This window comes from Bradyrhizobium sp. LB8.2 (assembly GCF_040548035.1).
In the GTDB taxonomy this organism is placed as follows: domain Bacteria; phylum Pseudomonadota; class Alphaproteobacteria; order Rhizobiales; family Xanthobacteraceae; genus Bradyrhizobium.
Genome location: NZ_JBEPQV010000001.1, coordinates 101620 through 115165, shown reverse-complemented (window position 1 = coordinate 115165; position 13546 = coordinate 101620). Strand labels below are relative to the sequence as shown.

Genomic DNA, 13546 nt, shown 5'->3' with positions numbered 1-13546 from the left:
CGTGCACGGAGGCAAACTCTGCGCTGCCGGTCCTTTGGTCAAGCACGATGGCGCGATATTAGGCATGCGCTGTGCACTGCAAATAGTCGTTGACGCCAGTTCCGCCCCAGGACGTCAAGATTCTGGGCTCGACGCTCCGCACTGCAGCGAAATGACACCCTGAGAGGGCCGAAACACCCCGGTCCGGCCTCCTGCCGCACCCTCTGTTAACACTTTGCTAACCATACACCCGGCAAGAATTGCCGAGTGGAGTCGAGTGTCGTCAGCCGCGTAGAACGGGGAGTTCCCTGTGGACGCCAGTGCGGTGCCTCACTTTCGGAACGGCGGCCCTTCGGCCGCCGCGCAGACGTTTGGGGCGCGCGGACGGCAGTCGCGCGGAGAGGCAGCTACCATGGTCGATGTCACCGCGGGACAGGGCGCAGGCAGCACGAATGCCGGCTTCCCCACCCTTGCCGAGATCGGCAACATCCTCAGGCGCGGCGACATCGCGCTGGCGCTCGGCGTCCTCACCATCCTGGTGGTGCTGATCCTGCCGCTGCCCGCGATCGTGCTGGACCTGTTCCTGGCGATCTCGATCACGCTTTCGATCCTGATCCTGATGACGTCGCTGTTCATCCAGACGCCGCTGGAATTCTCCGCCTTCCCGACTGTCCTGCTGATCTCGACCATGTTGCGGCTGTCGCTCAACATGGCCTCGACCCGCCTGATCCTGTCGCACGGGCATGAGGGCACGGACGCGGCCGGTCACGTCATCGAGGCCTTCGGCAGCTTCGTGATGGGCGGCAATTTCGTCATCGGCATCATCGTGTTCGCCATCCTGATCATCGTCAACTTCGTCGTCATCACCAAGGGTTCGGGCCGTATCGCCGAAGTCGCGGCCCGCTTCCACCTTGACGCCATGCCCGGCAAGCAGATGGCGATCGACGCCGATCTCTCCGCCGGCCTGATCGACGAGAAGGTCGCCAAGGAGCGGCGCAAGGAACTGGAGGACGAGAGCGGCTTCTTCGGTGCTATGGATGGCGCCTCCAAGTTCGTCCGCGGCGATGCCATCGCCGGCCTCTTGATCGTCTTCATCAACGTCGTCGGCGGCATGATCATCGGCGTGGCGCAGCAGGGCCTCTCCTTTGCCGACGCCGGCCGCAGCTACACGCTGCTGACCGTCGGTGACGGCCTCGTCACCCAGGTGCCGGCGCTGATCGTTTCGACCGCTGCGGGCCTGCTCGTCTCCAAGGCCGGCGTTTCCGGCGCCGCCGACAAGGCGCTGATGAAGCAGTTCTCCGGCTATCCGCAGGCGCTCGCGATGTCCTCGGCGGTCATGCTGGTGCTGGCCGCGCTGCCGGGCATTCCGACCATCCCCTTCCTGGCGCTCGGCGCCGGCGCCGGCGCCCTTGCCTGGAACGCGCGCAACCGCAAGCGGGCGACCGCCAAGGCCGACGAAGCCGCCAAGACTGCGCCCGCGCCGGGAACGCCGGGCGCATCGGGCTCCGCGGCGGCGGAGGAGCCGATCTCCTCGGCGTTGAAGATCGACGACCTCAAGATCGAGCTCGGCTACGCCCTGCTGCCGCTGGTCAATGGCCCCGACGGCACCGACCGCCTCACCGAGCAGATCAAGGCGCTGCGCCGCTCGCTCGCGATCGAGATGGGCTTTGTGATGCCGGCCGTGCGCATCCTCGACAACGTCCAGCTCGAAGCCAACACCTACATCATCAAGATCAAGGAGGTCGACGCGGGCACCGGCAAGATCTGGCCGAACCAGTTCATGGTCATGGACCCCGGCGGCAGCCAGGTGCAGGTGCCCGGCATCCACACCACCGAGCCGACCTTCGGCCTGCCCGCGACCTGGGTCGATGCCAGTCTCAAGGAGGAGGCCTCGCTCAAGGGCTACACCGTCGTCGACGCCGCGACCGTGCTCTCGACCCATCTCACCGAGTTGCTCAAAGCCAACATGTCGGACCTGCTCTCTTATGGCGAGGTGCAGAAGCTGCTCAAGGAGCTGCCGAAGGAGCAAGGCGAGCTGGTCAAGGATATCGTGCCGGGGCAGGTCACGGTCTCCGGCATCCAGCGCGTGCTGCAGCTGCTGCTCGCCGAGCGCATCTCGATCCGCGACCTCTCGACCATCCTCGAAGGCATCGCCGACTCGCTCGCCTTCTCGCGCAATCCCGCCACGATGGTCGAACACGTCCGCGCCCGCCTGGCGCGGCAGATCTGTGCGCAGAACACCTCCTACAACGGCTACCTGCCGCTGATTGCGCTGTCGGCCCGTTGGGAGCAAGCCTTTGCCGAATCCATTATCGGCCAAGGCGAAGAGCGCAGCCTCGCGATGCAGCCCTCAAAGCTGTCGGAGTTCATGACCGGCGTGCGCGAGGCCTTCGAGCGGGCCGCGCGCGAAGGCGAGGCCCCGGTGCTGGTTACCTCTGCGGCAATTCGTCCCTTCGTGCGCTCCCTGGTCGAGCGGTTCCGTGCCCAGACGACGGTGCTGTCGCAGGCCGAAATCCACCCCCGGGCGAGGTTGAAAACAGTCGGAAGCATCTGATTTGCCTTAAGAAGCCGTGTGTTTTTTGGCCACAGGCAAATGGTTTTTCAGTTTCGGGGGCCTTGTCGACGAACGGCTGGCAAGGCACCGGACAGATACATTACCGCTTTGAAATAATTGCGAAATCGCACGAACAAGGGCCGTTTTTGATCGCGGTTCTTCACGTCTTGTCACGCTCTTGTGATCGCCTCTTGGGAACGAATCCGCCCAATACTAGGTTGTTCGGCACCGGGAGTATGAACCTGTCCAAACAAGCAGGCGACCACTTCCGGTAGATGGCGGCAGGAGCCTTCCATGAACCACTCGATTTACAGCGCAGATCGGTCGACCCACCTCAAGATCGTGGTCGTCGCGCTCGTTGCCGGCATCGTGGTGGCGGGTCTCGGCATCACGGCGCGTACGAGTTCAGACGAAGGCCTGACCCAGACCGCTCGCGTCATGAAGGCCGGCAAGCCGGTCGCTATCACCAGTTCGAACGTTTCGCTCGTTCGCTAAGGAGATTTGAGTTTCAGGAATTCACGCGGCTCTTTATCAGCCCCCCAAAGTCGCCACGTGGATATGTAGACGACCCCAACCCCAAGTCGACTACAGAAAGCGCCCGCCCCCCACGGGCGCTTTCTCATGTCTGGGGTACCTCCGTCGAGTGACTGAATTCATCTCTCATGTCCCGGACGCGCTGCAGCGTCCTTACGCTGCTGCGCGGAGCCGGGACCCAGAAGGCCACGCAAACCGCTGATGCATGGGCCCCGGCTCTGCAGCGCATCACTTCGTGCTGCGCAGCGTCCGGGGCACGAGACCTCTCTTCAGTAGACACACCTTCGCCCTCTCGCGGCGCATTTCGCCCGAGCTTTGCTTCGTCGCCTTGCCCTCGATTGAAAAGGGCGCAGGGAAGACCGGGCGCCGGCTGGCACCCGCGGTCCACTGTGCGAAGGTTGCAGTCAAAGATCTGCACAGCGGCATACAGGTGAAGCCAAAACGTCCGGCCTTCCCTGCGCAGTGGTTTGACGGCTTATGCCGTGCTCTCCCCGGGGAGCGATGCACTATTGCCCCCGTCGCCTTGCAGATGACTGATGCGCGCGCCCGGTCGGGCAACACACATCACCGCAAGACTTGACGCACAGACCCCGGGCGTCAGGACCACACGATTTTGCCGTACGCCGATCACACCGGTCGTGCGCGCGACGCCTTCGCTCACGGTTGCCCGCACTGCGAAACCCTTCGCGCCGATGTAACCAACGTCCACCGCCGTCCGGCCCGCGTTCGTGACGATCGCGATACGCCCCTCTTCCTTGGGCCGGGTTGCCGCGACACATACGTCGTTTCCGAATTTCGGTAAAGTGGAATATTTTTGGTCCTGCGCGTTGACCCACCACTCGCGTGTTTTGCCCGTCGCGCAACGCAAGGGCTTGTAGATGCAGTAACGGGGTGGCCATGACGGAGGTGCCCGGCCGTCGTGCTCTAACCGGCCACCGATCAGATGCCTACCGCGCCCCATAAGTCGGCGGCGGCGCCTGCACTGTCGGCGCTGCCGCGGCGAACAGCTCGTCCTTGCGCCCCGAGAGCGGCGGGTAGATACGCTTGCGGTTGATGGTCTGTTTGGTTGCCTTCGCGGCCGCGCCGATAGCACGGACTTCGCGGTCCCATCCTTCCGTATAGAGTGCGCCCCAGCCGCCGAGATCGAGCACGGTCACGTACCAGTCGATGCGCAGCGGCAGCATCGGCAGGCCTGCGAGATCGGCGACGACATTGTGGCCGGCAAAGCGGCCCATGGGACGCGCGAACTGGCAGGACATCACGGTCGGATGCAAGCCATCGACCACGCTCGAGGCGACGTCGCCGGCGGCGAACACACCGCCGACATCCGCAACCCGCAACAGGGGATCGACGAGAAGGCGCCCGAGGCGATCGCGTGCGTCCGGAAAGCTCGCCGCCAGGGGGCTCGCGCGCATCCCGGCACACCAGATCACCGTCCGCGTCGGAATGAACTCGCCCGGGTTCAGGCGCAGGCCGGCGGCCTCGACGGAGACGACGCGGACGCCAAGCCGTGTCTCGACGTCGAGCGAGGCCAACGCCGTCTCGATCACGGGACGCGCGTGCGCGCCGATGGTGGCGCCCACCGCCGGATTGGGATCGACGAGGATGATACGGCGGCTGCCGGTGATGCCGGCGCGCGCCAGCCTGTCGGGCATCTCGGCCGCGACCTCGATGCCGGTGAAGCCGGCGCCGACCACGACGACCGTCGAGCGCCCCGGCGAAGGCGCGCTGCGTCCGAGCGAAGTGAGATGACCCTCGAGGCGGAGCGCCGCAGGATAGGTGTCGACATCGAAAGCATGCTCGACAAGGCCAGGAATGGCGGGACGCATCACTTCGCTGCCGAGCGCCAGCACCAGCCGGTCATAAGCCAGCGTCTCGTCGCCGCTACCCGTGACCAGCGAAATCTCGCGCCGGGCCGGATCGATGGCTTCGACCTCGCCGATCCCGTGACGGACGCCGATCGGATCGAGCAGTTGCGATAGCGGAAGCGCGACCTCGCTGAGGTCGGCCTCGTAATTGCGAACGCGGATGTTGTGATAGGGATTGCGATCGACGACACAGATCTCGATGTCACGACCGGCCGCACCGATCTCGTCGCGCTTGCGTGCGGCACCGATGGCCGCCCACAGACCTGCAAACCCGGCGCCGAGCACGACAATACGCGCCATGTCCGTTGACTGCATTCCCAAGAGAGCGACGACGAAGCGACGAACGATCAAGCCGTCTGACCATTCAGACAGGTATAGCTCATCCGGCCGGGCGGACCAACTGCGGTGGCACCGGCGCGCAGCACAAATTCTCAGCGCGGCTCAGGCCTCGCGCAGTTCCGACGGCGTCGCGCCAAAGCGCTTGCGGAAGGCACGGTTGAAATAGGACAGATCGGAGAAGCCTGATGAGTGCGCGATGTCGCTGATCTTGCGGACCCTGGCGCGAGGATCGCCGAGCAGCTTGCGCGCTTGCAGCAGGCGCTGCTCCAGCACGAATTCGGTAAAGGTCGTTCCGGCCTGCTCGAACAGGCGCTGTGCCTGGCGCGGGCTCAGGCCGGAGCGCGTGGCGATCTCGGACAGGCAGAGATCGTTGCGGCCAAGCGCAGCCATCACGTCGGCGCGCATGAGATCGAGGCGGGCCGCCGCCTGCCCGCGGCCGCGCGCGAGACTTGCATGTTCGGCGTCGGTGCCGAGCAGGAGGCCGACGAGATCGACCATGTGCTGCGCGGTGAGGCGCTGGCCGACGGCATCGAGATGCGGCGCCTGATGGGCGGCAAGGGAATGGTAGCGGAAGATCGTCTCGGCAACCGCGCCGTCCGAGAGCACTTGCGACAGCTTGTCCTCGGCGCGCGGATTGATCTCGAGCAGCGCGCGACGCGGCATGCGGATGGTGGTGAAGCGATCTTCGTCGCTATGGCCGACGGTGCCGGTGATGCCCATGTCGACGAGCACCATCTGCGCGGGCGCAAGCTCCACGGCATGGCCGTTCTGCCCGACGCGGACGAGGCCCGCATGGCCCGCGATCAGGACGAGATCGTCGCTGCCGTCGGCAAGGTGGCTCTGGGTGCGTGAATATTGCGCGGAGGCACCTTCGGGAATGGCGAGCGCGATATTATCGACGACGCTGACCTGGAGCCGGCAATCGATGCTGTCGCCCCGGCTCGGCCCGATATCCAGGCCGCAGCAACCGAAGGTCCGCTCGCGCCAATATTCGAAGGCCGGGCCGTGTGGCAGCCCTGCATATTGGTGAACGAAGATGCCCGACGTTTTCGCTGCATCCATCTGATTTCTCGCCCCTCTCCGGCACCATGATCGGCGGCGCCGACTGCAAATTCCGGGCATTTGACGCGGCGAAATGCGCAGAGGTTCAAATCGGGGGCGGATTCGGCGGGACTTGTCGGGATGCGACGGCGGAACGGACCGTGGCGACAGCGCGTCTACTTCTTCGCGGGCGCCTGCGGCTGGGACGGCGGCACGGTCTCGATCAGCTTGCCGGAAAATACCGGCGCCGAGGTCGGCTGCCCGTTGGGCGAGCCGCCCGTCTGCTCGACAGTGACGGCATAGGTCGCGCCGTTGACGACGTCGGCATCGTACGAACCGAGCATCGGTCGTGCGGTGAAATCGCCCGCGCCGATCACGCCCAGCGAGCGCGGGCCCGGCAGCCTGTCGGAGATCAGCCAGAGCTCGAAACTCTTGCCGGGCTCCGGCGTCGCGCCGACCTTGCGCACGGTAAAATTCCTGGACGCACCGTCGATGGTGAGGATGAAGGCGGGACCGCCGCCCTGGCCCTGCAACAGCGCGACGTATTGCGACGAAGGCGGAAGCGACGCCGGTGTCTTCACCTCGACCGTCTGGATGCGCACGGGCGGACGCAAGCCGCCCGGCAGCGCCTCGGGCCGGAATATCTGAAGCGACAGCGTCACGAGCAGCGCGGCCGCGAGTGCACCGACGGCGGATGCGATGGTGCGCCAGCGCTTCACACGGCCCTCGAGCCGAATCACATTGCTGTTGTCGGCGACCGGCGCCGGCGGCACACGCGCGACCTGCGGGTCTGGCGCATGGACCTGCGGCATGAATATCGGCACGACGTCGGGAATCGCGTCGCGCTCGGAGCGCACCGCTTCGCCCTGCTCCGCTTCGGGAGGCTGCGGCCCCGGTTGTTGCATATCCTGCGACGGCAGCTCCGGAGGCACGGTGTCGAGCGAGGAAAATTCCGGCACAGATGGCGGTAGCGGCGGCGCGACGTCCTGCAGCGCCGGCGGCTCCTGCGCAAAGTCCGTCCGCGCGAGCTCGGACCTGATGTTCTCCCACACGATCGGACGCGGCTCGATCGAGCCGACCATCTGGTTGAGCACGCCGATCCGGTACGCCCACGCCTGCACGATCTCGGCGAACGCCTTGTCCACCGCCATCATGGTCTCGACCTGCGCGCGCTCGTCCGCGTCGAGGGTACCGAGCGCATATTCCGCGGCGAGCGCGATATGGTCCTCCGTATAGGCCATCACTTGCGGTCCAGACCCACCCTCACAGTATGAGCTCTCATACCCAAGCCCTCATAGCCCAAGCCCTCATAGTCCAAGCCCTCATAGTCCAAGCCTCATAGTCCAAGACATGCGCGAATATCCAACATGCTGCGGCGGAGCCACGTCTTCACCGTGTTGACGGGCACCGCGAATTTCTCCGCCAATTGCTCGCGGCTCCAGCCGTTGTAATAGGCGAGAAGCACGAGTCTTTGACGGTCCGGCTCGAGCCGGCCGATACATTCCAGGAGCCGCTTCAATTCCTCGGTCATCTCCCTCCGCGCCAGCGGATCGGGGCTGTCGCCTGCGACTTCCATCGCCTGCGGCTCTTCCTCGATGGAGACTTCCGTCTTCTTGCGCACGATGTCGATGGCGCGGTTGCGCGCGATCGACGCCATCCACGTAATCGGCGACGACAGAGCGGGATTGAACTGGCCGGCGCTGTTCCAGATCTTGACGTAGGTCTCCTGAATGACCTCCTCTGCGACATCCTGTCGGCGTAAGATACGGAGCACGACGCCAAAGAGTTTCGCGCGCGTGGCGACGTAGAGGCGTTCGAACGCGGCCTGATCGCCCTGCGCTACCGCCCCAATCAGCCCGACCAGCTCTGCTGGCGTCAGCATTCAGCCCCCCAATGCGCGGCCCGTCGCGTTCCGCGCAGGCTCTGGCACTCCGCCACCATAGCGCGCGACAAAGCCGACCACCAAGGGGGCGCGTCGCCACGCTGTGGACAGCACATGCGAAAACCCGGCCCTTGCGGGTCCGGGTTCTGCAAAATTCTCGCAGGTCTGGCGGCTAGCGCCTCAGGCAACGGCGCCCATGCGGGCACGCATCAGGCCGATGCTGTCGAGGTCGGCCTGCTCGCGGGCGTTTTCCTCGGCGCGTTCGCGGGCCTGGTCGCGCTCGTCGAGGAGCTCGACCTTCTTCAGTTCCTCGAAGGCTTCGGCCAGCGCGGCCTTGGCTTCGTCGAGCTGGCCCTTCAGCTCGTCGGCCGAGCGGGTCAGGTTCTCGCGGCGCTGGATCGCCGCCTTGGCATAGGTCGGATAGGCGAAGTGCGAGGGATCGTTGATCCCGGCACGCTCCTGCTCGGTCGAGATCTCGCGTTCGAGATCGGTCGACATCCGCTGGAAGTCGGCAATCATGGTCTCGATCTGGGTGACCCGGCGGCGCTTCTCGTCGACCTGAAATTTCTTCAGGCGAATGAGGGTATCACGTGACTTCATCGACTCGTACTCCCCAGAAGTCCCTTGGCTGCACGTGGGACAACACCGGTCTCCCCACGGGCCCGACTGGGGCCAAGACCGGCTCTGCTACTCTGTGGGATGGGATGATGACGGGACAAAGTTAGCGTTCCGTTTCCAAATTGCCGAGGATTAGCGCCAACTGGCGGTAGCCGTCCGCCAGTGATGCATTTTCGTCCTTGCGCTGGCGCAGGAAGGCCTCCAGCGGCTCGTGCAGGCGGATCGCCTCGTCGACCTCGGGGCTGGAGCCGGCGCGGTACGCGCCCAGCCGGATCAATTCCTCCATGTCGGCATAGGTCGCCATCACCTGGCGCGCCCGCTGGATGGTCGGCCAGAATTGCGGGTCGGCCGATTTCGGCATGGTGCGGGAGACGGATTTGAGGATGTTGATGGCGGGGTAGCGGCCGCGCTCGGCGATTGAGCGCTGCATCACGATGTGGCCGTCGAGGATGCCGCGGACAGCATCCGCGATCGGCTCGTTATGGTCGTCGCCGTCGACCAGCACGGTGAAGATCGCGGTGATGGCGCCCTCGCCCAGGCCCGGTCCGGCGCGCTCCAGAAGCTTCGGCAGCTCGGTGAACACGGTCGGCGTGTAGCCCTTGGCGGTCGGCGGTTCGCCGGCGGACAGACCGATCTCGCGCTGAGCCATGGCAAAGCGCGTCACCGAATCCATCAGGCACAGGACGTCCTGCTCCTCGTCGCGAAAATATTCGGCGACCGCGAGCGTGAGATACGCGGCCTGGCGGCGCATCAGCGCCGGCTCGTCGGAGGTCGCGACCACGACGACGGAGCGCGCCAGGCCCTCCTCTCCGAGGTCGTCCTGCAAGAACTCCTGCACCTCGCGGCCACGTTCGCCGATCAGCCCGATGACGCTGACCGCGGCATCGACATTGCGCGCGAGCATCGACAGCAGCACCGATTTGCCGACGCCGGACCCTGCGAAGATGCCCATGCGCTGGCCGCGGCAACAGGTGAGAAAGGTGTTCATCGCGCGCACGCCGAGATCGAGTGGCGCGCCGACGCGCTTGCGCGAGTGCGCCGGCGGCGGCGAATTGCGGTACGGCATCGGCGCCGGGCCCTGCGGCAGCGGCCCCTTGCCGTCGATCGGCTCGCCCAGTGCATTGACGACGCGGCCGAGCCAGGCCGCGCAAGGCCGCACCTGATTTGCGGAATTGGCGATGACGGCTTTGCAGCCGCGCCGCACGCCGTCGAGGCCGGCGAACGGCATCACGACGGCATTGTTGCCGGAGAAGCCGATCACCTCGCAGGGGATGGAACGGTTGCCGCCGGTCTCGATCACGAGCCGCGCGCCGACCGACATCGCATGGATCGGGCCGGCCACCTCGACCATCAGGCCGCGCACGCCGACCACACGGCCATAAATATTGACGCCGTCGATATCGCCGATCTGTTCGGCCAGAGCCTTCATTCGGCAAGAGCTTTCATTAAGAGAGTGCCTTCATAAGAGGGCCATCACGGGGTGATCGCCTGCGTGATCCCGGGGGTTCGTGGCGAAAACCTTAAATTTCGCCATATTTCTGAACGGCGCTTAACTTCGTGTTTACCCGCATCGTTAATCATTGCGTCACTGTCTTTGTGACTGAGCGTGGCTCCCCTTCAGAAGAAGGTTGAGTCGCGGGAGTCGGTTAGGCCCGTCTCTTAAAGTGGAACTTGAACGCAACCGGATAACGAAAGCTGCTTCGCGCACAAGACCTTAGGGCGATTCGACCAAAATTGCATCTACAGGGCTTGCGTTCCAGAATCAGAATTTGTTAACCATCTGTTGTCAGGATCCGAATCAGTTGTTCAAAGGCGTTTTGTTGTGTGCCGCGAATGCGGCCGACCTGACGCCCAGGAGCGGCGACTATGGGGAACTGGCATGCGCGTTTTGCTGATTGAAGATGACAGCGCCGTCGCGCAGTCGATCGAGCTGATGCTGAAGTCTGAGAGCTTCAACGTCTACACGACCGATTTGGGGGAAGAAGGCGTCGATCTCGGTAAATTATACGATTACGACATTATCCTTCTCGACCTCAACCTGCCCGACATGTCCGGCTACGACGTGCTCAAGCAGCTCCGGGTCTCCAAGATCAAGACACCAATTCTGATCCTCTCCGGCCTCGCCGGCATCGAGGACAAGGTCAAGGGTCTCGGCGTCGGCGCCGACGACTACATGACCAAGCCCTTCCACAAGGACGAGCTGGTTGCCCGTATCCACGCGATCGTGCGCCGTTCCAAGGGCCATGCCCAGTCGGTCATCCAGACCGGCGACCTCGTCGTCAACCTCGACACCAAGACGGTCGAAGTCGGCGGCCAGCGCGTGCATCTGACCGGTAAGGAATACCAGATGCTGGAGCTGCTCTCGCTCCGCAAGGGTACGACCCTCACCAAGGAAATGTTCCTCAACCACCTCTACGGCGGCATGGACGAGCCGGAGCTGAAGATCATCGACGTCTTCATCTGCAAGCTCCGCAAGAAGCTCGCGAATGCCTCGGAAGGCCGCAACTTCATCGAGACTGTGTGGGGCCGCGGCTACGTGCTGCGCGAGCCGCACGAGGTCGAAGAGCGCATCCCCGCCTGATCAGTTTACGTCGCAAGCCCCAGGGGCTTGCTCCTCCCAGCCTGGACCCCGCCGCAAATGGCGGGGTTTTTGTTTTTGGGGACACGAACGCGGCCTCATCGTCCGCCCGCCATTGAACCGCTATCCTTCCCCCGCCGACGAATGGTCGCTGCACGATGGGGGAACGATGATCCTGCAATCACTGGCCGGCTTGCCCGCCTTCCTGGTCTATTTCTGCACCGGGCTGGTCGCGATCGTGGCGTATCTGTTCGTCTACACCCGCATCACGGCGCACAACGAATTCCAGCTGATCCGCGACAACGATCCGGCTGCCGCGATCGCGCTCGGCCTCAGCCTGCTGGGCTTCGTGGCGCCGCTGGTTAGCGCCATCGCGCATTCGGCCAATGTGCTGGACTGCCTGATATGGGCGATGATCGGGCTGCTCGTTCAGATCGTCGTGTTCTTTCTGGTGAAGGTGCCGGTGCCGAACCTGTCGGCGCGGATCGCCGCCGGCGAGCTCGCGCCCGCGATCTGGCTCGGACTGTCGTCGCTCGCCGCGGGCCTGCTCAACGCCGCCTGCATGATCTACTGACATGGCCGACAAGCCCTCCAAAAAGGAGTTCGGCAAACGCCGGCCGGCGGCGGGACCGCCGGCTCCCCAACAGCCGGTGAAGCGCTCCGACCATGTCGCGCTGCTGGTGATGGGCACGATCGCGGTCGGCGCCACCGCCTACACGCTGATGCCGCGGCAGAATTGCGAGCCCTCTGCTACCGGGGCGACAGCCCCCGGAGCCCCGCCGGTGCAGGCAAGCGCCGCGTGCAGCAGCAGAAGCGGTTCGTCAGGCGGCGGCTCGCGCTGGTCGTCGCGATCGAATTTCTTCAGCAGCGACTCCTCGAGCCATTCCTCGTCGGGAACGTCGTCCGATTCAGGCTCCGGCGGCGTGAGCCGCGGCGGCTTCGGCTCGTTTGGTCACGGCTTTTCGGGTGGCGGCTGATCCATGCGACGCATCGTCTGCCCCGAGCGCGACGACTGGCGGCAGACTGCCGAACAATACGGCTTCGCCTTCCACACCATCGACGGCGAGCGCTATTGGGACGAGCGCGCCTACTACGCCTTCACGCTCGACGAGATCGAGCGCGGCATCGAGACGCCGACCGGCGAGATCGACGCGATGTGCCTGGAGCTTGCCGGCCGCGTGATCGGCGACGAGCGCCATCTGCAGCGTTTGAAGATACCGGACGCGTTCTGGAGCTTGATCGCCGAAAGCTGGGCACGAGACGACCGCAGCCTCTATGGCCGGCTCGATCTGAAATTCGACGGCAAGGGGCCGGCAAAGCTGCTCGAATACAACGCGGATACGCCGACCTCGATTTTCGAAGCCGCGGTGTTTCAATGGACCTGGCTCGAACAGGCGATCGATCGCCAAATCATCCCGTCACGCGCTGACCAGTTCAACTCCATCCACGAGCGGCTGATCGAAGCGTGGAAGCAGATTGCCGCAGGCCGCCATGTCCATCTCACCGGCGCCACACGCAATGACGAGGACGCCGGCACGCTCGCCTATCTCGAAGACACGGCGCGCCAGGCGGGACTGACAACCACACTGCTCGACATCGAGGCGATCGGCTGGCGCGACCAGGCCGGCGGCTTCGTCGATATCGACGGCCGCGACATAGCGCTCGCCTTCAAGCTCTATCCCTGGGAATGGATGTTCCACGACGCCTTCGGCGCGAAGCTCAAGGACGCAACGACGCGCTGGATCGAACCGCCGTGGAAGGCGGTGCTCTCCAACAAGGGCATCCTGCCGCTGCTCTGGGAGATGTTTCCGAACCATCCCCATCTGCTGCCGGCCTTCTTTGAGGATGATCCGCGGGCGGCCGAGCTCGGAAGCTCCTATGTGCGCAAGCCGCTGCTGTCGCGCGAAGGCGCCAATGTCACGCTGGTGTCTGGCGGCATGCCGCTCGACGAGCAGGCCGGCCCTTACGGTGCCGAAGGATTTGTGCGGCAGGCATTGTCACCGCTGCCGAATTTTTCAAGCTTCTATCCGGTGGTGGGAAGCTGGCTGGTGAATCACGAACCCTGCGGCCTGTCGATCCGCGAGGATGAAAGCCCGATCACCGGCAACGGCTCGCGGTTTCTGCCGCATGCGATTTTGTGAGTTACGCTCTTC

General features: G+C 64.7%; 12 protein-coding genes. 6 read left to right on the top strand and 6 right to left on the bottom strand.

What is annotated here, in order from left to right; all coding sequences use genetic code 11:
- The first annotated feature begins 391 nt into the window (after positions 1 to 391).
- Both flhA and ABIB06_RS00535 read left to right on the top strand, forming a co-directional pair.
- Positions 392 to 2533 carry a flagellar biosynthesis protein FlhA gene (flhA, locus tag ABIB06_RS00540; RefSeq protein WP_354047542.1) on the top strand — a complete coding sequence of 714 codons (2142 nt, stop codon included), beginning with the start codon at positions 392 to 394 and terminating at the stop codon, positions 2531 to 2533.
- A 294-nt stretch (positions 2534 to 2827) separates the two neighbouring features.
- The gene (locus ABIB06_RS00535; RefSeq protein WP_247348961.1) at positions 2828 to 3028 is read left to right on the top strand and encodes a hypothetical protein; all 201 of its coding nucleotides are present in this window, start codon (positions 2828 to 2830) and stop codon (positions 3026 to 3028) included.
- Between the two features lie 986 nt (positions 3029 to 4014).
- Here the strand turns inward: ABIB06_RS00535 and ABIB06_RS00530 are convergent.
- The 6 genes from ABIB06_RS00530 to fliI form a co-directional block, all read right to left on the bottom strand.
- Positions 4015 to 5235 (bottom strand): NAD(P)/FAD-dependent oxidoreductase, encoded by a 1221-nt coding sequence (locus tag ABIB06_RS00530; protein ID WP_354125549.1) that lies wholly within the window; start codon positions 5233 to 5235, stop codon positions 4015 to 4017.
- Between the two features lie 141 nt (positions 5236 to 5376).
- Positions 5377 to 6336, bottom strand: coding sequence for a helix-turn-helix transcriptional regulator (locus ABIB06_RS00525; protein WP_354047546.1), 960 nt, complete (start codon positions 6334 to 6336; stop codon positions 5377 to 5379).
- Between the two features lie 155 nt (positions 6337 to 6491).
- Positions 6492 to 7556 carry an anti-sigma factor gene (locus tag ABIB06_RS00520; protein WP_354047548.1) on the bottom strand — a complete coding sequence of 355 codons (1065 nt, stop codon included), beginning with the start codon at positions 7554 to 7556 and terminating at the stop codon, positions 6492 to 6494.
- A 95-nt stretch (positions 7557 to 7651) separates the two neighbouring features.
- Complete coding sequence (locus ABIB06_RS00515) at positions 7652 to 8197, bottom strand: sigma-70 family RNA polymerase sigma factor (protein WP_354047550.1); 546 nt, start codon at positions 8195 to 8197, stop codon at positions 7652 to 7654.
- Between the two features lie 180 nt (positions 8198 to 8377).
- Complete coding sequence (fliJ, locus tag ABIB06_RS00510; protein ID WP_007606301.1) at positions 8378 to 8797, bottom strand: flagellar export protein FliJ; 420 nt, start codon at positions 8795 to 8797, stop codon at positions 8378 to 8380.
- 121 nt (positions 8798 to 8918) lie between these two features.
- Positions 8919 to 10244, bottom strand: a complete 1326-nt coding sequence (fliI, locus tag ABIB06_RS00505; RefSeq protein WP_247348966.1) for a flagellar protein export ATPase FliI — start codon at positions 10242 to 10244, stop codon at positions 8919 to 8921.
- 450 nt (positions 10245 to 10694) lie between these two features.
- Here fliI and ctrA point away from each other — a divergent pair, with 450 nt between their 5' ends.
- The 4 genes from ctrA (at position 10695) to ABIB06_RS00485 (ending at position 13534) form a co-directional block, all read left to right on the top strand.
- Complete coding sequence (ctrA, locus tag ABIB06_RS00500) at positions 10695 to 11396, top strand: response regulator transcription factor CtrA (protein ID WP_007600544.1); 702 nt, start codon at positions 10695 to 10697, stop codon at positions 11394 to 11396.
- Positions 11397 to 11562: 166 nt separating this feature from the next.
- Positions 11563 to 11967: a DUF350 domain-containing protein gene (locus ABIB06_RS00495; protein ID WP_247348967.1), complete on the top strand. Its 405-nt coding sequence runs from the start codon at positions 11563 to 11565 to the stop codon at positions 11965 to 11967.
- A 1-nt stretch (position 11968) separates the two neighbouring features.
- Positions 11969 to 12370 (top strand): hypothetical protein, encoded by a 402-nt coding sequence (locus ABIB06_RS00490; RefSeq protein WP_354047553.1) that lies wholly within the window; start codon positions 11969 to 11971, stop codon positions 12368 to 12370.
- A gap of 3 nt (positions 12371 to 12373) precedes the next feature.
- Positions 12374 to 13534, top strand: coding sequence for a glutathionylspermidine synthase family protein (locus ABIB06_RS00485; protein ID WP_354047555.1), 1161 nt, complete (start codon positions 12374 to 12376; stop codon positions 13532 to 13534).
- Positions 13535 to 13546: the final 12 nt, after the last annotated feature.